Raw genomic sequence first — 21002 nt, 5'->3', positions numbered from 1 at the left:
TTAGCGTAAAAAGCAAAAAATGTACTATAGAACGTTGCAGGACAAATCTACATACGGACGTACCTGAATATCGCCTCTTTTCAGACTATTTTTGTATGAATTAGTTTCCTGTCGGGCGTTACGATGCTGCACGAATGCTGAAAATTCAGTAGAATCCGCCCGCGAGATAAGACAGAAGAGGTTACTCATGCACGATAGCAAACTGGAGACTCGCCTGGCGGAGCTGGAAAGCCGGCTGGCGTATCAGGAAATCACCATTGAAGACCTCAACAAGACCGTTACCGCCCATGAGATCGAAATGGCAAAGATGCGTGAACATATGCGTCTGATGGTAGAAAAGCTGAAGGCGACGCAGTCATCGTATATCGCATCGCAGTCTGAAGAGACGCCGCCTCCACATTATTGAGGCGTAAAAAAAGCGGGTTTCCCCGCTTTTTTATAGCCGGCAGCGCTAGCCAACGCGCCTGCGGCTTGTAAGACGACAGGTCTTAGTGACAGCCGCAGCCGCCGTTACCGCCACAGCCGCCTTTGCCATGTTCGTGACCGTGGTCGTGGTCATGGCTGTGACCGTGGCCACCGCAGCATCCGTCATGATCGTGGTCATGGTCGTGATCGTGACCATTCGCGCCGTGTACGTGACCGTGCTCCAGCTCTTCAGCTGTTGCTTCACGAATCGCCACAACTTCAACGTTGAACTTCAGGTTTTGGCCAGCCAGCATGTGGTTACCGTCAACAACTACGTGCTCGTCGTCAACTTCGGTAATTTCAACCGGTACCGGACCCTGATCGGTTTCCGCCAGGAAACGCATGCCAACCTGCAGCTCATCAACGCCCATGAAGACGTCTTTAGGAACGCGCTGAACCAGGTTTTCGTCGTACTGGCCGTACGCATCGTTCGCGCCGACAGCAACGTCAAATTTGTCGCCCACTTCATGACCATCCAGCGCAGTTTCCAGGCCGGAAATCAGGGAGCCGTGACCATGCAGGTAGTCCAGCGGCGCGCTTACCGGAGACTCATCAACCAACACACCGTCTTCTGTACGTACCTGATAGGCCAGGCTGACCACCAGGTCTTTTGCTACTTTCATGATATCTCCTGAGCATGGGAAGAATAGTGGCGCAGATTGTAGCGGAATTCTGCAGCCGTGTACCCTCTAGCTTAAAAAAAGGCGACAGATAACGCTAGTCCGGATGAAAAATGCCGATCACTTGTTCGTCTTTACGTACGTGCTCGCGGGCCTCTTTATCCGCCTCGCGCATCTGGTGTCCGCACTTAACACACTCAACAATATCGACATTATTTTCCCGCCACATTGCCAGAGAATCCTGGGCCTGGCACGCCGGGCATTTTGCCCCGGCGATAAAACGTTTACGCACTGCCATAATGATTTACCCTTTATTCAAACTCATCCCAGCCGTCAAGCTGCCTGCTCTCTTTCTGCATTTCACGCTGAAAAATCTCCTCCAGCTCCCGCCGCGCTTCCCGCACGCGCGATATCTGCAGAGTATCAGTATGTACCGGCATTAACTCTCGCAGCATTCGCATATCCAGACGACGGAAGTGCAGCTGCGCGCGCTGCGCCTGATGTGGATGCATTCCGACGCTGACCAGCGCCTTGCGCCCCAGCTCCAGCGCGCTGGAGAAGGTTTCGCGCGAGAACTGCGCCACCCCGGCCTGCAGCAGCTCATGGGCTTCAACACGGCCCCGCGCTCGCGCCAGAATGTGCAGATGCGGAAAGTGCTGCTGACACATCTCAACCAGCTTCATGGTATCTTCCGGCTCGTTGCAGGTAATCACGATTGACTGCGCGTCCTCCGCTCCCGCCGAGCGCAGCAGCTCCAGCTGCGTCGCATCGCCGAAGTAAACCTTATAGCCATATTTACGCATCAGGTTCACCGCGCTGATGTCGCGCTCAAGCACGGTAATGCGCATTTTGTTGGCCATCAGCAGACGGCCAATGACCTGCCCAAAGCGGCCGAAGCCGACGATAATCACCTGCGGTTTATCATCCTCAACCCACGGCGCTTCGTCCTCTTCCTCCGGCTGGTTAAAGCGTCGGGAGAGCACGTAATCTATCAGGGTCATCAGCAGTGGCGTGGTCATCATCGACAGCGTAACCGTGACCAGCAGCAGCGCCATCTGGTCATTTTCGAACAGCCGCAGCGAAGCCGGTAACGAGAACAGCACAAAGGCAAACTCCCCGCCCTGGCTCAGGACTCCGGCAAACTGCATCCGCTCCGAGCTGCGAAGGCCGTACACCCGCGCCAGAACGTACAGCACGAGCGCTTTCACCATCACCAGCGCCGCGACGCTGGCGGCGACCCACAGCAGATGGGTGTAGAGAACGCCCAGATTCAGCGCCATGCCAACGGAGATAAAGAACAGGCCGAGCAGAAGACCTTTAAAAGGCTCAATGGCGATTTCCAGCTCGTGGCGATATTCGCTTTCGGCCAGCAGCACCCCGGCGATGAAGGTTCCCAGCGCCATCGACAGGCCGAGCGCATCCATAAACAGCGCCGAACCCAACACCAGCAGCAGCGTCGCGGCGGTAAAAACCTCCCGCACGCCGGAGGCCGCGATAAAGCGGAACACCGGCCGCAGCAAAAAGCGGCCGCCGATCAGCATGCCGGCAAAGGCCAGCACCTTCATCCCTATCGTCACCCAATCAAAGCGATCGTCGCCGGAGCCGGCCAGCAGCGGCACCAGCGCCAGCGCGGGGATCACCGCCAAATCCTGAAACAGCAGAACGGAGAATCCCAGCTGGCCGGACTCACTGCGGCTCATCCCCTTCTCGCGCATCAGCTGCAGCGCCATCGCCGTAGAGGACATCGCTAAGCCAATCCCACCGACAACCGCCGCCTGCCACGTGAATCCGGTGACCATCAGCAGGCCGCCGAGGATTGCCGCGCTGCATAAAACCTGGGCCGCCCCAACGCCAAAGATGGAGCTTCTCAGGCGCCAGAGCTTCGACGGGTTGAGCTCGAGCCCGATGATAAACATCAGGAACACCACGCCCAGCTCGGAGAAATGAAGGATTTCATCGACGTCGCTGATGAACCCCAGCCCCCACGGGCCAATGGCGATCCCGGCGAGCAGATAGCCGAGTACCGCACCAATGCCCAGCCGGGCGGCCAGCGGTACCGCGACAACGGCGGCGAACAGAAACAGCACGCCAGCCAAAAGCAGATCAGCTCCCTCCATTTATGACTCCTCCTGACGCGATGGGGTTGGCCAACCAGTCACGATAAGCGCGCGCATGGCTTTTCAGATCGGCGGGCGATTGCCGACGGGCCCAGTAGACAATAATCGGGCTCATCCAGTGCATCCGGCACATGCCGGCGGTCAGTTCGAAAGGTCGGAGAATATCGTTCATTGGATAGCGGTTAGCGTCGCGACGGTAGGCGCTTTCCGGCTCGCCGGTGGTGATCACGCTACGCCAGTACTTTCCCGCCAGCTGATTCCCCCCGGCACCGCTGGCAAAACCGCGGCTCAGCACTCTGTCCAGCCACTCTTTTAGCAGCGCCGGGCAGCTCCACGTATAGAGCGGATGCTGGAAAACAATCACCTCATGCTGACGCAGGAGATCCTGCTCCCAGGCAATATCGATAAAAAAATCGGGATAGTGTGCGTAAAGATCGTGCACGGTGACGTTCGGCAACTGTAAGGCCGGTTCAAGCAAAACCCGGTTAGCCACGGAATCCTGAGATTCTGGGTGGGCATACAGCAGCAAAACCTTCGCTGTCTGAGACATCATTCCCCTCCCAACGTCTTGTAGTGGCCTGAACAACGGCTGCGCCTCAACGCAACCAGAATGACTTTGTGTATCGTCTTCATTTTGGGCTACCATTGCGGCCCGGTGGAGCTATTTGCTACCACATTACATTATCATAATGACAAATTAACATAGTCTGAACATACGGCGCCTTATGATTGTTTTCTCCTCGTTACAAATTCGTCGCGGCGTACGCGTCCTGCTGGACAACGCCACCGCTACCATCAACCCGGGCCAGAAGGTCGGTCTGGTGGGCAAAAACGGCTGCGGTAAATCCACGCTGCTATCGCTTTTGAAAAACGAGATTAGCGCCGACGGCGGCAGTATGACCTTTCCGGGTAACTGGCAGCTGGCGTGGGTTAATCAGGAAACCCCTGCTCTGGCGCAGCCGGCCATTGATTATGTTATTGACGGCGATCGGGAATATCGCCAGCTCGAGGCCGATTTAAATCAGGCCAACGAGCGCAACGACGGTCACGCCATTGCGACGGTTCACGGCAAGCTGGATGCCATTGACGCCTGGACGATCCGCTCACGCGCCTCGAGCCTGCTGCACGGCCTGGGCTTCAGCAACGAACAGCTGGAGCGCCCGGTGAGCGACTTCTCCGGCGGCTGGCGTATGCGCCTGAACCTGGCGCAGGCGCTGATTTGCCGCTCCGACCTGCTGCTGCTGGATGAACCGACTAACCACCTCGATCTCGATGCGGTGATCTGGCTGGAAAAGTGGCTCAAAAGCTATACCGGCACGCTGATCCTTATCTCGCACGATCGCGATTTTCTCGATCCGATCGTCGATAAAATTATGCATATCGAACAGCAAAACATGTTCGAGTACACCGGCAACTACAGCTCGTTCGAAATACAGCGCGCCACCCGTCTGTCGCAGCAGCAGTCGATGTATGAAAGCCAGCAGCTGCGCGTCGCCCATCTGCAAAGCTATATCGATCGCTTCCGCGCCAAGGCCACCAAGGCGAAGCAGGCCCAGAGCCGCATTAAAATGCTGGAGCGCATGGAGCTTATCGCCCCGGCCCACGTCGATAACCCGTTCCACTTTAGCTTCCGCGCGCCGGAAAGCCTGCCCAACCCGCTGCTGAAGATGGAAAAAGTCAGCGCCGGCTACGGTGAACGCATTATCCTCGACTCGATCAAACTGAATTTGGTTCCCGGCTCACGCATCGGCCTGCTGGGACGCAACGGCGCCGGTAAATCGACGCTCATCAAGCTCCTGGCCGGCGAGCTGCAGCCGCTGCAGGGCGAAGTGGGGCTGGCAAAAGGGATTAAGCTGGGCTACTTCGCTCAGCATCAGCTGGAGTTCCTGCGGGCGGATGAATCACCGCTGCAGCACCTGGCTCGCCTGGCGCCGCAGGAGCTGGAGCAGAAGCTGCGCGACTATCTCGGCGGCTTCGGTTTCCAGAGCGATAAGGTCAACGAAGCAACCCAGCGCTTCTCCGGCGGCGAAAAAGCGCGCCTGGTGCTGGCGCTGATCGTCTGGCAGCGCCCTAATCTTCTGCTGCTCGATGAACCGACTAACCACCTTGACCTCGATATGCGCCAGGCTTTAACCGAAGCGCTGATTGATTTCGAAGGCGCGCTGGTAGTGGTTTCGCACGATCGCCACCTGATCCGTTCGACCACCGACGATCTCTATCTGGTCCACGACGGCAAGGTTGAGCAGTTCGACGGCGATCTGGAAGATTACCAGCAGTGGCTGAGCGACTCGCAGAAGCAGGAGAGCCAGTCGTCTGACGCAATCAAAGATAACGGCAACAGCGCCCAGTCCCGCAAAGACCAAAAGCGCCGGGAAGCGGAGCTGCGCACCCTGACTCAGCCATTGCGTAAAGAGATTACCCGTCTTGAGAAAGAGATGGATAAGCTCAACGCCCAGCTCGCGCAGGCGGAAGAGAAACTGGGCGACAGCGGCCTGTATGACGCATCCCGCAAAGCGGACCTGACCGCCTGCCTGCAGCAGCAGGCCAGTGCCAAATCGGGTCTGGAAGAGTGCGAAATGGCCTGGCTGGAGGCGCAGGAACAGCTGGAGCAGATGCTGCAGGAAGGCTAAGTCCTGCGGGCCGAGCGCGCGGCCTCGACGGTTCACTGGCAATGAGCTTTCGGGGCCACTCTTCATGCCACAAAAGGCCCTATAGCGCCCGCTCTTTTTCGCGTAATCTCCACCAGCTGGCCATAAGATCACATATTGGCTAACCTGCGCACTTCATGCGCGGTATAGTGTTTATAAGTTTATTAATTGCTCTGGTGCTATGGTTGAAATCACCCCTACAGAAATGACGCCCCCCGAAGACGACTCGCGCGAGTTTCACCCGATGCGCGGCGTGGGCAATCGTCATCTGCAAACCATGCTGCCGCGACTGATCCGCCGCAAACTGGGCTTTACTCCACACTGGCAGCGCCTTGAACTCCCCGACGGTGATTTTATCGATTTGGCCTGGAGCGAAGATCCCGAATCAGCCCGCCATAAGCCGCGGCTGGTGGTTTTTCACGGTCTGGAAGGAAGCCTGCACAGCCCTTACGCTCACGGTCTGATCCACGCGGCAATGCAGCGCGGCTGGCTCGGCGTGGTGATGCATTTCCGCGGCTGTAGCGGCGAGCCTAACCGTAATAACCGCATCTACCACTCCGGAGAGACGGAAGACGGCACCTGGTTCCTGCGCTGGCTGCAGCGCGAATTTGGTCCCGCGCCCACGGCCGCCGTCGGCTATTCGCTGGGCGGCAATATGCTCGGCTGCCTGCTGGCAAACGAGGGCGACAGCGTCCCGCTCGACGCGGCGGTCATCGTGTCGGCCCCGTTCATGCTGGAGGCCTGCAGCTACCATATGGATAAAGGCTTCTCCCGCGTCTACCAGCGCTATCTGCTGAACCTGTTAAAAGCGAACGCCGCGCGCAAGCTGAAAGCCTACCCGGGCTCTCTGCCGGTTGATTTACGCCAGCTCAAAGGCATGCGGCGCATTCGCGAGTTTGACGATACCATCACCGCCAAAATTCACGGCTTTGCCGATGCGCTGGACTACTATCGCCAGTGCAGCGCGATGCCGCGTCTGAGCGATATCACGAAACCCACGCTGATCATTCACGCGAAAGACGATCCGTTCATGGACCATCATTCCATTCCGCCGCAGGAGCAGCTGCCGGCCAACGTCGAGTATCAGCTGACCGAACAGGGCGGGCACGTCGGGTTTGTCGGCGGCACGCTGCGCAGGCCGGAGATGTGGCTGGAAAGACGGATCCCGGACTGGCTAACGCGCTGGCTGGAAGGAAAAAAATGATTATTCCCTGGCAGGATCTGGGTCCCGAAACGCTGGATAACCTGATTGAAACCTTTGTGTTGCGCGAAGGCACCGATTATGGTGAACATGAACGCTCGCTGGCCGATAAGGTCGCCGATGTAAAACAGCAGCTGAAAAGCGGAGAAGCCGTACTGGTGTGGTCAGAGCTGCACGAGACGGTCAACATCATGCCCCGCAAGCAGTTCCACGGCTAAGGCGGCGCCACACCATCGTTTAATCTGGGAGTTGATATGTCTGCCAAACATCCGGTGATTGCCGTCACGGGCTCCAGCGGCGCGGGAACCACCACCACCAGCCTCGCCTTTCGCAAAATCTTCGCCCAGCTGAACCTGCGTGCCGCCGAAGTCGAGGGCGATAGCTTCCATCGCTACACCCGCCCGGAAATGGACATGGCGATCCGCAAAGCGCGGGATCAGGGGAAGCACATCAGCTATTTTGGCCCGGAAGCAAACGACTTCGGCCTGCTGGAAAACACCTTCCTCGAGTACGGACGCAGCGGAACCGGCCAGTCGAGAAAATATCTGCATACCTATGACGAGGCCGTGCCGTGGAATCAGGTGCCGGGCACCTTCACGCCCTGGCAGCCGCTGCCGGAGCCGACCGACGTCCTGTTTTACGAAGGGCTGCACGGCGGCGTTGTCACCCCGCAGCACAACGTGGCGCACAATGTCGACCTGCTGGTGGGCGTCGTGCCCATCGTCAACCTGGAGTGGATCCAGAAGCTCATCCGCGATACCAGCGAGCGCGGGCACTCTCGCGAAGCGGTGATGGATTCGGTCGTCCGCTCAATGGAAGATTATATTAACTTCATCACCCCGCAGTTCTCGCGTACCCATATCAACTTCCAGCGGGTTCCTACCGTTGATACGTCAAACCCCTTCGCCGCTAAAGGTATTCCCTCGCTGGATGAAAGCTTTGTGGTGATCCACTTCCGCAACCTGCAGGATATCGACTTCCCGTGGCTGCTGGCGATGCTGCAAGGGTCGTTTATCTCGCATATCAATACGCTGGTGGTACCGGGCGGCAAAATGGGGCTGGCGATGGAGCTGATCATGGCACCGCTGGTTGAGCGGCTGATGGCGGGGAAAAAGATCGGTTAAGCCGGTAAACACCCCGGCTGCACGACGCAAACCGGGGCCACGGGCTGGCCTTCCGGCTTAGCCCTCGATAACTTCGTACGAATGCGTGATATTTACCGCTTTTTGCAGCATCAGCGCCACCGAGCAGTATTTCTCCGCCGACAGGTCTACCGCTCGCGAAACGACCGCATCCTTCAGCTCGCGGCCGGTCACGATAAAGTGCAGGTTGATGTGGGTAAACAGGCGCGGCGCCTCTTCCCGACGCTCTGAGGTCAGCTTCACCTCACAGTTGGTCACATCGTGACGTCCTTTCTGCAAAATTGAGACCACGTCGATGGCGCTACAGCCGCCGGCGGCCATCAGCACCATTTCCATCGGGCTCGGCGCCTTATCCCCGGAGTTACCGTCCATCAAAATCTGGTGGCCGGAAGCCGACTCACCGATGAAGGTTAACCCTTCCACCCATTTCACACGAGCTTGCATAAAATTTAACTCCAAGGTTGCAATTTTCCTGACAGATTACGCGTACATAACAAATCTCGCAACGGAAGGCGACCTGCATCATGCTGAAGCGAGACACCAGGAGACACGCGGCAAAAGCTATGCTAAAACAGTCAGGATGCTACAGTATTACATTGATGTACTGCATGTATGCAGAGGAATTCACATTACAGGCTGAAGAAAAATCACCAGCCAGCTTCCCAGGCATAGGGAAACAATACGATTGCATGCCCGGATGCCGTGTAGTGTCGGCACCCGGAGATAGCTTATAACAGAGGATAACCGCGCATGGTGCTTGGCAAACCGCAAACAGACCCTACCCTCGAATGGTTCTTGTCTCATTGCCACATTCATAAGTACCCATCTAAAAGCACGCTGATCCACCAGGGTGAAAAAGCAGAAACGTTGTACTACATCGTCAAAGGCTCTGTGGCTGTGCTCATCAAGGATGAAGAAGGCAAAGAGATGATTCTCTCTTACCTCAACCAGGGCGATTTCATCGGTGAATTAGGCTTGTTCGAAGAAGGCCAGGAGCGTAGCGCCTGGGTACGTGCGAAAACCGCATGTGAAGTGGCCGAAATCTCCTATAAAAAATTCCGTCAGCTGATCCAGGTTAACCCGGATATTCTGATGCGTCTCTCGTCGCAGATGGCCCGCCGTCTGCAGGTTACCTCTGAGAAAGTCGGTAACCTTGCCTTCCTCGACGTCACCGGCCGTATCGCCCAGACGTTGCTGAACCTGGCAAAACAACCTGACGCCATGACCCACCCGGACGGTATGCAAATCAAAATTACCCGTCAGGAAATCGGTCAGATCGTCGGCTGTTCACGTGAAACCGTTGGCCGTATTCTGAAGATGCTGGAAGATCAAAATCTGATCTCCGCACACGGTAAAACTATCGTCGTCTACGGCACGCGTTAAGCTGATAAAACGGCGTGTTGCTCCTGCAATACGCCGTTTTTGTTTTCCCTCTATGTGGCGCAGGCTGATTTACCACCCGGAAGTCAACTACGCACTGCGGCAAACGCTGGTGCTGTGTTTGCCGGTCGCAATAGGCCTCCTTCTCGGCCATCTGCAGCAGGGTCTGCTGTTCTCGCTGGTTCCCGCATGCTGCAACGTCGCCGGCCTTGATACACCGCATAAGCGCTTCTTTAAACGCCTGATTATTGGCGGCTCGCTCTTTGCAGGCTGCAGCCTGATCGTTCAGCTCCTGCTCCAGCACGATATCCCGCTCCCTTTAATTCTCAGCGGCCTGACCCTGCTCCTTGGCGTCACGGCAGAAATCAGCTCGCTGCACGCGAGGCTGCTGCCCGCCTCGCTGATTGCCGCCATCTTTACTCTGAGCCTCGCCGGCAATATGCCGGTCTGGGAACCGCTGCTGATCTACGCGCTTGGCACGCTGTGGTACGGGCTATTCAACTGGTTCTGGTTTTGGCTGTGGCGCGAGCAGCCGCTGCGCGAATCGCTAAGCCTGCTCTACCGGGAGCTGGCCAACTATTGTGAAGCCAAATACAGCCTGCTGACCCAGCATATCGACCCGGCTACCTCACTGCCTCCGCTGCTGACCCGTCAGCAAAAGGTCGTCGACCTGATCACCCAGTGCTACCAGCAGATGCATATGCTGGCGGCCAATCAGCGTAGCGACCATAAGCGCCTGCTGCGGGCGTTTCAGGTTGCCCTCGATCTGCAGGAGCATATTTCCGTCAGCCTGCATCAGCCGGAAGAGGTGCAGAAGCTGGTCGAACGCAGCCACGCGGAAGCGGTAATCCGCTGGAATGCGCAAACCGTCGCCGCGCGGCTAAGGGTACTGGCGGATGACATCCTGTACCACCGCTATCCGCAGCGCTTTAACATGGATAAGCAGATCGGCGCCCTGGAGAAGATTGCCTCTCAGCACCCCGACAACCCGGTCGGGCAATTCTGCGCATGGCACTTCAGCCGCCTTGCCCGGGTGCTGCGCACCCAGCGTCCGCTGTACCCACGTAACCTGATGGCCGATAAGGAACGGCGCCTGCCGCTGCTGCCTGCGCTGAAAAACTATCTTTCTTACAAATCACCGGCTTTACGCAACGCCGCCCGGATCTGCGTGATGCTCACCGCCGCGAGCCTGATGGGCAGTGCGCTAAACCTGCCCAAACCCTACTGGATCCTGATGACGGTGCTTTTCGTCACCCAGAACGGCTACGGCGCAACGCGGGTCCGCATCGTCCACCGGGCGGCAGGGACCCTCGCTGGCCTGGTGATTGCCGGACTGACGCTGCACTTTCACGTTCCGGAGGGCTATACGCTGACCGCGATGCTGATTATCACGCTGTTGAGCTATCTGATTATTCGCAAGAGCTACGGCTGGGCGATGGTGGGCTTTACCGTCACGGCGGTTTATACCCTGCAGCTGCTGACGCTTAACGGCGAGCAGTTTATTGTCGCCAGGCTTATCGATACGCTTATCGGGTGTCTGATTGCCTTCGGCGGGATGGTATGGCTGTGGCCACAGTGGCAAAGCGGCCTGCTGCGTAAAAACGCCCACGACGCGCTGGAGGCGGACCAGGAGGCCATCCGCCTTATTCTCAGCGACGATCACCAGGCGCCGGCGCTGGCCTATCGGCGGATGCGCGTCAACCAGGCACACAACTCGCTGTATAACTCGCTGAATCAGGCGATGCAGGAGCCCGGCTTTAACTCGCAATATCTTGACGATATGAAGCTATGGGTCACCCATAGCCAGTTTATTGTCGAACATATCAACGCCATGACCACGCTGGCCCGCGAGCACAATATGCTGACGCCGGATCTGGCCCGACGCTATCTTGAATCCTGTGAGATTGCGCTGCAGCGCTGCCAGCAGCGGCTGGATACCGACGGGCCGGGTAGCGCCGGCGAGGTGAATATCATGGAGTCGCAGGATGCGGACGTGCCCCGCGGCCCGCTGAGCACCATGGAGCAGCACCTGCAGCGGATCCTCGATCATCTGAACACCATGCACACCATCTCGTCGGTGGCATGGCGTCAGCGTCCGCATCACGGCATCTGGCTACGCGCAACTAAGCGCTAAGTACGCGCTGTACCGCCTGTGCAAAGCGCGCCATTCCTTCGTCAATATCGCTATCGTCAATGACCAGCGAAGGCACAAAGCGCATCACGTCAGGCCCGGCATTGAGCACCATAACGCCCGCCTCCGCCGCGGCATACAGGAAATCACGTGCCCGGCCGTGATGCTGCGGCTTCAGCTCCGCACCGATCAGCAGCCCCATACCGCGAATATCGCTAAACAGATCGAAGCGGGCGTCAATCTGCTGCAGATGCTGCACAAAGCGTTCGCGCTTCGCGTTGACGCCGTCCAGTACCTCAGGTGTATTAATCAAATCAAACGCCGCACCGGCGACGGCGCAGGCGAGCGGATTACCCCCGTAGGTTGAACCGTGGGAGCCGGCATGGAACGCGCTGGCGATATCGTGGGTGGTCAGCATGGCGCTAATGGGGAAACCGCCGCCGAGCGCTTTCGCGCTGGTCAGGATATCCGGCGTCACGCCGTAATGCATATAGGCGAACAGCGAACCGGTACGCCCCATTCCGCACTGCACTTCATCAAACACCAGCAGCGCCTGATGCCGATCGCAAAGCTCACGCAGCCCTTTGAGGAACTCCGGGGTCGCAGCCATCACGCCGCCTTCGCCCTGAATCGGCTCAACCACCACCGCGCAGGTGTGATCGTCCATGACCGCCTTTACCGCGTGCAGGTCGTTGAACGGTACGTGAATGATATCCGCCGGCTTCGGCCCGAAGCCGTCAGAATATTTCGGCTGCCCGCCAACGGAGACCGTAAACAGCGAACGGCCGTGGAAAGCGTTATGGAAGGCGATGATTTTGGTTTTATAGGGGCTATGGCGGGTGATCGTGTAGTTGCGCGCCAGCTTGAATGCCGTTTCGTTGGCTTCAGTGCCGGAGTTCATAAACACCACGCGGTCGGCAAAGGTGGCATCGACCAGCTTGCGGCCCAGGCGCAGCGCCGGTTCGTTGGTGAAAACGTTGCTGGTATGCCACAGCGTTTCCCCCTGCTCATGCAGCGCCGCAACCAGCGCCGGATGGCAATGACCGAGCGCCGTGACGGCAATACCGCCCGCAAAATCAACGTACTCCTTGCCCTGCTGATCCCATACGCGGCTACCTTTACCTTTTACCGGAATAAATTCTGCCGGTGCATAAATCGGCAAAATAACCTCATCGAACGTGGCGCGGGTAATTGCCGGTTGCTCAGTTGCCATGTGATGCCATCCTTCTTCGTTATGCCATGATGATAGTGATATTATAATCACAAAATATGCATAAAAAATCAGTCAATGGCAACTACAAATCACCGCTTGAGGAAGTTTGCCAGCAGCTGATGCCCCTGCTCGCTGAGGATGCTTTCCGGGTGAAACTGCACCCCCTCGAGATCCCACTCACGATGGCGAATGGCCATAATCTCTCCGCTCTCGCTGCGGGCCGTCACTGCGAAGCAGTCGGGCAGGGTATCCGGGTCAATGACCAGAGAGTGGTAGCGGGTCACGGTGAGGGGGTTGTTTAACCCCTGAAACACGCCGCGTCCGTCGTGGCTGATGGGGGAGGTTTTTCCGTGCATGACTTTGGCGGCGCGGACGATGGTCGCCCCGAAGACCTGGGCGATAGCCTGATGCCCCAGGCACACGCCCAGCAGCGGTACCTTCCCGGCATAATGCCCGATAACGTCCAGGGAGATCCCCGACTCGTCGGGCGTGCAGGGCCCGGGTGAGATAACGATTTTCTCCGGCGCCAGCGTCGCGATCTCCTCCAGCGTCAGCTCATCGTTACGCTTAACCAGCACCTCAGCCCCCAGCTCGCAAAAATACTGGTACAAATTCCAGGTGAAAGAATCATAGTTGTCGATAAGCAGGATCATAGCGGCTCCGGAAAAAACAAAACCGGGCTATTCTACTCAGATTCTCACGCTTCGCTTACCACTTTGGCAAAGATCGCTTCCAGCGGCTGCGGATCGCCCATGGCCCCCAGCTGATTAGCCCGGCTCCACGCCTCGGGATCGATATCGCGCCAGTCGAGAATAAAGCCGGCATGAATGGCCAGTTGCTCAAAGAAAATACGCTGCGCCAGCCCGCTGCCGAGGCGAAAAGGGTGTAGCACATTGATTTCACCGTAGTACCAGCTCAGGCGCGTAATAAAAGCGCTGCGGTCGAGGCCGCTAAGATAGTTCTCCTCTTCCAGAGCCCGCATCAGCGCGTTACCTTCCTTTTCAATCCATGCGAAATGACAAAAAGGCGTATCTCCCTGATAGATATCAATCTCCCTGAACCGTCCGGCCCAGGCAAAAATATCCTGGTAGAGCTGATGGTGAATTGCGCAGAGATAGGGCAGCCCGCGCCCGCGCGGCCCCAGGGGAATCGTCGCCGCACGTAGGGAGGTTATCTCCAGCATGACCTGCTCGAGCCGCCGGGCCTGGCGAATACCGGGAAGATTGCGCAATACGTCGAGTACGGGGTAGAGATAGGGATCGCGGCCATCGCCAAATTTACTGCTCATGACGTCCCCTTAGCTCAGCAAGGCGTGCCAGCGCTTCTTCGGCGCTTAGCGTCACCAAAGGCACAGCGGCGCCTTCCAGCCGACGGCTGGCCTGAAAATTCACGCTACGAGTCTGTTCCCAGAGCCGGGATTTTTGCTTATCGGTGAGTAAACGCATGCTCGCCTCTCTTGTCGTCCCCTGTGCCACAAGTATAAGCAGCAATTTCGGGTCACGCAGAAAGGCCGAAACAACGGCGCGAGCGTGGGCCGCCCGCGCGCGGAAGAGCTTAAGGCAGAACCTTCGCGGAGAGGATCACAACGGGTTTGGACGGTACATTCTGGTACGGCCCAACGTTATGCGTCTGGACCTGGGAAATCTTGTCGGCGACGTCCATTCCTTTGACGACTTTACCAAACACCGCGTAGCCAAAATCGCGCTGTCCGTGATCGAGGAAGGCGTTGTCGGCGATGTTAATGAAGAACTGGCTGGTCGCGCTGTCCTGATCGGCGGTGCGCGCCATCGCGATGGTGCCGCGGGTGTTACGCAGGCCGTTATCCGCTTCGTTCTTGATTGGCGGGTTCGGCTGCTTTTGCTGCATCTGTTCGCTGAAGCCGCCGCCCTGCACCATAAAGCCAGGAATTACGCGGTGAAAAGTGGTGTTGTTGTAGAAGCCACTGTTCACGTACTTCAGGAAGTTATCGACGGAAATCGGTGCTTTCTGGCTATTTAACTCCAGCTCAATATTTCCCGCAGAAGTCGTCAGCAAGACATGAGGATCGCCCTTTGCTGCCATAGCCGGGGAGAAAGCGGAAATAGCGAAAACGGCAACCACCGCCGCCAGAGTTGATTTGAGCATCGAGATTCCTTAACGGAGCTGAAAAAAAGCAAGTGCATTGATTCTAAAGAGCCTTTGCATCCTGGGCCAGCCTTTTACCTAATTTTACGTAGCTGAAACAGTTGTAACGAGGCGCACTTCGATCGGCTCAATCTATAAAAGCGACCTGCATCACACTAATCTATGCAAAAAGATCTACATTTCATAATAAACGTTTGCTTACATCACCCGAACGAATAAAATCTGTCCGCCCTGGCGCAGAGTCAACGCGCTTTACATTTCTATTCACAGGCCAGTCATGACTAACAGCAATCGTATCAAGCTCACATGGATCAGCTTCTTCTCCTACGCCCTGACCGGAGCGCTGGTGATCGTCACCGGGATGGTGATGGGCAATATCGCCGATTACTTCCATGTACCCGTTTCAAGTATGAGCAACACCTTCACTTTCCTCAATGCCGGGATCCTGATCTCTATCTTCCTCAACGCCTGGCTGATGGAAATCGTACCGCTGAAAACGCAGCTGCGCTTTGGCTTTATCCTGATGGTACTGGCGGTAATCGGGCTGATCTTTGGCCACAGCCTAACCCTGTTCTCCGCGTCGATGTTCGTGCTGGGTCTGGTCAGCGGGATCACCATGTCGATCGGCACCTTCCTGATAACCCATATGTATGAAGGCCGCCAGCGCGGCGCGCGCCTGCTGTTCACCGACTCCTTCTTCAGCATGGCGGGAATGATTTTCCCGATGGTTGCCGCCTATCTGCTGGCGCGCAGCATCGAGTGGTACTGGGTGTATGTCTGCATTGGTCTGGTTTACGTCGCCATCTTCGTTCTGACCTTCGGCTGTGAATTCCCGGTGCTGGGTCAAAAAGCGCAGCAGGACAGCCAGCCGGTGGTCAAAGAGAAATGGGGAATCGGCGTACTGTTTCTGTCCATCGCCGCGCTGTGCTATATCCTTGGCCAGCTAGGCTTTATCTCCTGGGTGCCGGAGTATGCCAAGGGCCTGGGCATGAGTCTTGGCGACGCGGGTAAGCTGGTAAGCGATTTCTGGATGTCGTACATGATAGGTATGTGGTCATTCAGCTTCATCCTGCGTTTCTTCGACCTGCAGCGCATTCTTACCGTTCTGGCGGGCCTGGCAACGGTGCTGATGTACCTGTTTATTAACGGTTCGCCGGAGCATATGCCGTGGTTTATCCTGACCCTTGGCTTCTTCTCCAGCGCTATCTACACCTCGCTGATTACCCTGGGTTCGCAGCAGACCAAAGTCTCCTCACCGAAGCTGGTTAACTTTGTGCTCACCTGCGGCACTATCGGGACGATGCTGACCTTCGTGGTCACCGGTCCTATCGTTGCCGCCAGCGGCCCGCTGGCAGCGCTGCAAACCGCTAACGGCCTCTATGCCGTGGTATTCGTGATGTGCATTATCCTCGGCTTCGTCTCCCGCCACCGCCAGCACGGCGCGCAGGCAGGGTCACACTAAGCTACGCTAGCCCTTTGGCCCCTTTGCATCCGCAGAGGGGCTATTGCGAGTAAAGAACAGCTCCTCCCCGCCTCTATCGGTCTGTATCCAGGTCTGCGCCAGCTGCGTGGTAGCAATAACCCGCCCCTGACGAATCGACCAGCGTACCGGCACCTGGCAGCGCACGGCTTCAAAACCGTTTTCCGCAGGCAGAATAATCAGGTTGGCGGTATTCCCCGTGCTGATGCCGTAGTCGCTCAGACCAAAGGTGCGGGCGCTGTTGTCGGTAATCAGCTTCAGGCCGTCGTTAATCTGCTGATAGCCCATCAGCTGACAAACGTGCAGACCCATATGCAGTACCTGCAGCATATTGCCGGTGCCCAGCGGATACCACGGGTCGAAAACGTCGTCGTGACCAAAGCACACGTTAATCCCTGCGGCCATCAGCTCTTTTACCCGGGTAATACCGCGCCGCTTGGGGTAATCATCGAAGCGTCCCTGCAGGTGGATATTCACCAGCGGGTTAGCGACAAAGTTGATCCCCGAGAGCTTCAGCAGGCGAAACAGCCGTGAGGTGTAGGCGCCGTTATAGGAGTGCATGGCGGTGGTATGGCTGGCCGTAACCCGCGGGCCAATCCCCTCTTTTAACGCCAGGGCCGCGACCGTTTCGACAAACCGCGACTGCTCATCATCGATTTCATCGCAGTGGATATCCAGCGGACGCTGATATTTCTGCGCCAGGCGAAAGGCGATATGCAGGGACTCAACGCCGTACTCGCGGGTAAACTCGAAGTGAGGAATAGCTCCCACCACGTCGGCGCCAAGGCGCAGCGCCTCTTCCAGCAGGGCCTCCCCATTGGGGTAGGATAAAATCCCCTCCTGTGGGAAGGCGACTATCTGCAAATCTACCCACGGGGCTACCTCCTGCTTCACTTCCAGCATCGCTTTTAAGGCGGTCAGCGTCGGATCTGAAACATCGACATGCGTGCGCACAAACTGTATGCCGTTGGCAATTTGCCACTTCAGGGTTTTCCACGCCCGGGCTTTGACATCCTCATGGCTCAGCAACGCCTTGCGCTCCGCCCAACGCTCAATACCCTCGAACAGCGTCCCGGATTGATTCCAGCTCGGCTCACCGGCAGTTTGCGTCGTATCCAGATGAATATGCGGTTCAATAAACGGTGGAATAGCCAGCCCACCGCGGGCGTTGAGCACTTCAAGACTCTCGCCGCGCGCGTCGCCCATCGGGGTAATATCGCCAAAGCAGCCTTTATCTATTGCTATCTGCCATAGCCCGTCGCGGCCGGGCAGGCGCACGTTCTGAATCAACCAAAGTGGTGCTGCTGTCATCTTGATGGCTCCCGTTAAAATTGCTTAATTTTCATTCAACCCGCCCCCGCATTCTCCCGCCACTTTTGTACATAAAAGCAACAAAAAGGAAAAGCCTGAGTTTTCCATGACTTAGAAAAACCCAAATAAATCATGATAATACCCATTAAGGGGTAGGCAGGATTGAATTTGATTTGCATCAATAAGTGTACCGGCTGAATCGTTAAGGTAGGCGGTATTAGAAAAGAAATCGAGGCAAAAATGAGCAAAGTCAGAATCGCTATTATCGGTAACGGCATGGTTGGCCATCGCTTTATCGAAGAGCTTCTTGATAAGGCGCCTGCCGGAGAGTTTGACATTACCGTGTTCTGCGAAGAACCCCGTATCGCTTACGACCGCGTCCACCTGTCATCTTACTTCTCCCATCATACCGCGGAAGAACTTTCGCTGGTTCGTGAAGGATTTTACGAGAAGCACGGCGTTAACGTCCTTATCGGCGAGCGCGCGATTACGATTAACCGCCAGGAGAAGGTCATTCACTCCAGCGCGGGACGCACCGTATTTTACGACAAACTGGTGATGGCAACCGGCTCCTATCCGTGGATCCCGCCGATTAAAGGCGCGGAAACTCAGGACTGCTTCGTTTACCGTACGATTGAAGATCTCAACGCTATCGAATCCTGCGCCCGCCGCAGCAAACGCGGCGCCGTCGTCGGCGGCGGCCTGCTGGGCCTCGAAGCCGCAGGCGCGCTGAAAAACCTCGGCGTTGAAACCCACGTCATCGAATTTGCGCCAATGCTGATGGCCGAGCAGCTTGATAATATGGGCGGCGAGCAGCTGAAGCGCAAAATCGAAAGTATGGGCGTGAAGGTTCATACCAGCAAAAATACCAAAGAAATCGTCCAGCAGGGCACCGAAGCGCGGAAAACCATGCAATTCGCCGACGGTAGCGAGCTGCAGGTCGATTTCATCGTGTTCTCCACCGGTATTCGCCCGCGCGACAAGCTGGCGACCCAATGCGGTCTGGCGGTGGCACAGCGCGGCGGTATCGTCGTGAATGATACCTGCCAGACCTCCGATCCGGATATCTACGCCATCGGCGAATGCGCCAGCTGGAACAACCGCGTCTATGGTCTGGTCGCGCCGGGCTACAAAATGGCCCAGGTGACCGTCGACCATATCCTCGGCACGGACAACGCCTTCACCGGCGCCGACCTCAGCGCCAAGCTGAAGCTGCTCGGCGTTGACGTTGGCGGCATCGGCGATGCGCATGGTCGCACGCCTGGCGCACGCAGCTACGTCTATCTCGATGAGAGCAAAGAAGTCTACAAACGCCTGATCGTCAGCGCAGATAACAAAACCCTGCTCGGCGCGGTGCTGGTCGGCGATACCAGCGACTACGGCAACCTGCTGCAGCTGGTGCTCAACGCTATCGAACTGCCGGAAAACCCGGACGCGCTGATCCTGCCGTCCCATGCCGGCAGCGGCAAGCCCTCTATCGGCGTCGATAAGCTGCCGGACAGCGCGCAAATCTGCTCCTGCTTCGACGTGACCAAAGGCATGCTGATCTCCGCCATCAATAAGGGCTGCCATACCGTTGCCGCGCTGAAAGCTGAAACCAAAGCCGGTACCGGCTGCGGCGGCTGTATTCCGCTGGTGACCCAGGTACTGAACGCCGAGCTGGCCAAACAGGGTATCGAAGTTAACCATAACCTGTGCGAGCACTTCGCCTACTCGCGCCAGGAGCTGTTCCACCTGATCCGCGTCGAAGGCATTAAAACCTTCGATGAGCTGCTGGAAAAACACGGCAAGGGCTACGGCTGCGAAGTATGTAAACCTACCGTTGGCTCACTGCTGGCCTCCTGCTGGAATGAGTACATCCTCAAACCTGAGCATACGCCGCTGCAGGAGACCAACGATAACTTCCTCGCCAATATCCAGAAAGACGGGACCTACTCGATTATCCCGCGCTCCGCAGGCGGCGAAATCACCCCCGAAGGGCTGGTGGCCGTCGGCCGCATCGCGCGCGAATATAACCTCTACACCAAAATCACCGGCTCGCAGCGTATCGGCATGTTTGGCGCTCAGAAAGACGATCTGCCGGAAATCTGGCGTCAGCTGATTGAAGCGGGCTTTGAAACCGGCCACGCGTACGCCAAAGCCCTGCGTATGGCCAAAACCTGCGTCGGCAGCACCTGGTGCCGCTACGGCGTGGGCGACAGCGTAGGCTTCGGCGTCGAGCTGGAGAATCGCTACAAAGGCATCCGTACGCCGCATAAGATGAAGTTTGGCGTGTCCGGCTGTACGCGTGAATGCGCGGAAGCGCAGGGTAAAGACGTCGGCATCATCGCCACCGAAAAAGGCTGGAACCTCTACGTGTGCGGCAACGGCGGGATGAAGCCTCGCCACGCGGATCTGCTGGCCGCCGACCTTGACCGTGAAACGCTGCTCAAGTATCTCGACCGCTTTATGATGTTCTACATCCGCACCGCCGATAAGCTGACGCGTACCGCGCCATGGCTGGATAACATGGAAGGCGGCATCGATTATCTGAAGCGCGTCATCATCGACGACAAGCTGGGTCTGAACGAACACCTGGAAGAGGAGCTGGCCCGCCTGCGTGCAGCCTTCGCCTGCGAGTGGACTGAAACCGTCAACAGCCCGGCAGCGCAGACCCGCTTCAGGCACTTTATCAACAGCAGCCAGCGTGACCCGAACGTTCAGGTTGTGCCGGAACGTGAACAGCATCGCCCGGCTACGCCGTATGAGCGTATTCCGGTGACTCTGGTGGAGGAAAACGTATGAGCCAGTGGATAAACATCTGCAAGATTGACGAAATCCTGCCGGCAACCGGCGTCTGTGCCCTGCTTGGCCAGCAGCAGGTTGCCGTCTTCCGCCCTTATCATGACGAGCGGGTTTTTGCGATCAGCAACATCGATCCGTTCTTCAACGCCAGCGTTCTTTCTCGCGGCATCATTGCCGAACACGAAGGCGACCTGTGGGTTGCCAGCCCGTTGAAAAAGCAGCGCTTCCGTCTGCGTGACGGCGTCTGTATGGAAGATGAGAGCCACTCCATCGCCCATTTTGACGCGCGGGTAAAAGACGGGAAGGTTCAGCTTAAAGCCTGACGCCCCGAGGTTCCCTCTGGTCCTCAGAGGGAACCATACATTCTGCTTATGCCCACTAAGCGG

At 57.3% G+C, this 21002-nt stretch carries 21 protein-coding genes; 10 read left to right on the top strand and 11 right to left on the bottom strand.

Features of this window, described 5'->3' with window-relative positions; genetic code table 11:
• Positions 1-187: 187 nt before the first annotated feature.
• Complete coding sequence (locus M2416_RS23735; protein ID WP_041142978.1) at positions 188-406, top strand: protein SlyX; 219 nt, start codon at positions 188-190, stop codon at positions 404-406.
• An 82-nt stretch (positions 407-488) separates the two neighbouring features.
• Here M2416_RS23735 and slyD read toward each other — a convergent pair whose 3' ends face one another.
• The 4 genes from slyD to kefG all read right to left on the bottom strand — a co-directional run bounded on the left by slyD (position 489) and on the right by kefG (position 3755).
• Positions 489-1088 carry a peptidylprolyl isomerase gene (gene slyD, locus M2416_RS23730; RefSeq protein WP_041142979.1) on the bottom strand — a complete coding sequence of 200 codons (600 nt, stop codon included), beginning with the start codon at positions 1086-1088 and terminating at the stop codon, positions 489-491.
• 94 nt (positions 1089-1182) lie between these two features.
• Positions 1183-1383, bottom strand: a complete 201-nt coding sequence (locus M2416_RS23725; protein WP_013364433.1) for a YheV family putative zinc ribbon protein — start codon at positions 1381-1383, stop codon at positions 1183-1185.
• Between the two features lie 13 nt (positions 1384-1396).
• Positions 1397-3202 (bottom strand): glutathione-regulated potassium-efflux system protein KefB, encoded by a 1806-nt coding sequence (gene kefB, locus M2416_RS23720; RefSeq protein WP_076946129.1) that lies wholly within the window; start codon positions 3200-3202, stop codon positions 1397-1399.
• The gene (gene kefG / locus M2416_RS23715; protein WP_041142981.1) at positions 3189-3755 is read right to left on the bottom strand and encodes a glutathione-regulated potassium-efflux system ancillary protein KefG; all 567 of its coding nucleotides are present in this window, start codon (positions 3753-3755) and stop codon (positions 3189-3191) included. The genes kefB and kefG overlap by 14 nt, the downstream gene beginning before the upstream one ends.
• Positions 3756-3927: 172 nt before the next feature.
• On the opposite strand from kefG, the gene M2416_RS23710 reads away from it, so the two are divergent.
• The 4 genes from M2416_RS23710 to M2416_RS23695 all read left to right on the top strand — a co-directional run bounded on the left by M2416_RS23710 (position 3928) and on the right by M2416_RS23695 (position 8175).
• Positions 3928-5832: an ABC transporter ATP-binding protein gene (locus tag M2416_RS23710; protein WP_076946130.1), complete on the top strand. Its 1905-nt coding sequence runs from the start codon at positions 3928-3930 to the stop codon at positions 5830-5832.
• A 199-nt stretch (positions 5833-6031) separates the two neighbouring features.
• Complete coding sequence (locus tag M2416_RS23705; RefSeq protein ID WP_041142983.1) at positions 6032-7054, top strand: hydrolase; 1023 nt, start codon at positions 6032-6034, stop codon at positions 7052-7054.
• On the top strand, positions 7051-7269 hold the full coding sequence (locus M2416_RS23700; RefSeq protein ID WP_076946131.1) for a YheU family protein: 219 nt from the start codon (positions 7051-7053) through the stop codon (positions 7267-7269). Before M2416_RS23705 ends, M2416_RS23700 begins: the two co-directional genes overlap by 4 nt.
• Positions 7270-7305: 36 nt before the next feature.
• Positions 7306-8175, top strand: coding sequence for a phosphoribulokinase (locus M2416_RS23695; protein WP_041142985.1), 870 nt, complete (start codon positions 7306-7308; stop codon positions 8173-8175).
• A gap of 57 nt (positions 8176-8232) precedes the next feature.
• On the opposite strand, the gene M2416_RS23690 is transcribed toward M2416_RS23695, so the two are convergent.
• Positions 8233-8637: an OsmC family protein gene (locus M2416_RS23690; RefSeq protein ID WP_041142986.1), complete on the bottom strand. Its 405-nt coding sequence runs from the start codon at positions 8635-8637 to the stop codon at positions 8233-8235.
• Positions 8638-8943: 306 nt separating this feature from the next.
• Between M2416_RS23690 and crp the strand changes: the two genes are divergently transcribed.
• Positions 8944-9576, top strand: coding sequence for a cAMP-activated global transcriptional regulator CRP (crp, locus tag M2416_RS23685; RefSeq protein ID WP_000242758.1), 633 nt, complete (start codon positions 8944-8946; stop codon positions 9574-9576).
• Positions 9577-9628: 52 nt separating this feature from the next.
• Complete coding sequence (locus M2416_RS23680) at positions 9629-11707, top strand: YccS/YhfK family putative transporter (protein WP_115191759.1); 2079 nt, start codon at positions 9629-9631, stop codon at positions 11705-11707.
• On the opposite strand, the gene argD is transcribed toward M2416_RS23680, so the two are convergent.
• From argD to ppiA, 5 genes are all read right to left on the bottom strand, one after another.
• Positions 11697-12917 carry a bifunctional acetylornithine/succinyldiaminopimelate transaminase gene (argD, locus tag M2416_RS23675; protein ID WP_041142988.1) on the bottom strand — a complete coding sequence of 407 codons (1221 nt, stop codon included), beginning with the start codon at positions 12915-12917 and terminating at the stop codon, positions 11697-11699. The two genes, M2416_RS23680 and argD, sit on opposite strands and share 11 nt — an antisense overlap.
• 89 nt (positions 12918-13006) lie before the next feature.
• Positions 13007-13570, bottom strand: coding sequence for an aminodeoxychorismate synthase component 2 (gene pabA, locus M2416_RS23670; protein WP_259227195.1), 564 nt, complete (start codon positions 13568-13570; stop codon positions 13007-13009).
• 44 nt (positions 13571-13614) lie between these two features.
• Positions 13615-14205: a putative adenosine monophosphate-protein transferase Fic gene (locus M2416_RS23665; RefSeq protein ID WP_041142990.1), complete on the bottom strand. Its 591-nt coding sequence runs from the start codon at positions 14203-14205 to the stop codon at positions 13615-13617.
• A complete protein-coding gene (locus tag M2416_RS23660) occupies positions 14195-14362 on the bottom strand; it encodes a YhfG family protein (RefSeq protein ID WP_259227191.1) in 168 nt (55 codons plus the stop codon). Before M2416_RS23660 ends, M2416_RS23665 begins: the two co-directional genes overlap by 11 nt.
• Before the next feature lie 109 nt (positions 14363-14471).
• Positions 14472-15041 (bottom strand): peptidylprolyl isomerase A, encoded by a 570-nt coding sequence (gene ppiA, locus M2416_RS23655; RefSeq protein ID WP_045854052.1) that lies wholly within the window; start codon positions 15039-15041, stop codon positions 14472-14474.
• A 277-nt stretch (positions 15042-15318) separates the two neighbouring features.
• On the opposite strand from ppiA, the gene tsgA reads away from it, so the two are divergent.
• Entirely contained in the window at positions 15319-16503 is a 1185-nt protein-coding gene (gene tsgA, locus M2416_RS23650) for an MFS transporter TsgA (RefSeq protein ID WP_076946134.1), read from the top strand.
• Positions 16504-16509: 6 nt separating this feature from the next.
• On the opposite strand, the gene M2416_RS23645 is transcribed toward tsgA, so the two are convergent.
• A complete protein-coding gene (locus tag M2416_RS23645; protein ID WP_041142993.1) occupies positions 16510-17832 on the bottom strand; it encodes a cytosine deaminase in 1323 nt (440 codons plus the stop codon).
• 240 nt (positions 17833-18072) lie between these two features.
• Here M2416_RS23645 and nirB point away from each other — a divergent pair, with 240 nt between their 5' ends.
• Positions 18073-20616, top strand: a complete 2544-nt coding sequence (nirB, locus tag M2416_RS23640; RefSeq protein ID WP_045854049.1) for a nitrite reductase large subunit NirB — start codon at positions 18073-18075, stop codon at positions 20614-20616.
• Positions 20613-20939 carry a nitrite reductase small subunit NirD gene (gene nirD / locus M2416_RS23635; RefSeq protein WP_045854048.1) on the top strand — a complete coding sequence of 109 codons (327 nt, stop codon included), beginning with the start codon at positions 20613-20615 and terminating at the stop codon, positions 20937-20939. The genes nirB and nirD overlap by 4 nt, the downstream gene beginning before the upstream one ends.
• The last annotated feature ends 63 nt before the right edge of the window (positions 20940-21002 follow it).

It is taken from the genome of Klebsiella sp. BIGb0132 (assembly GCF_024810075.1).
Lineage (GTDB): Bacteria > Pseudomonadota > Gammaproteobacteria > Enterobacterales > Enterobacteriaceae > Klebsiella > Klebsiella terrigena.
The sequence above is the reverse complement of the archived record's forward strand: the minus strand, read 5'-3'. Positions and strand labels throughout refer to the sequence as shown.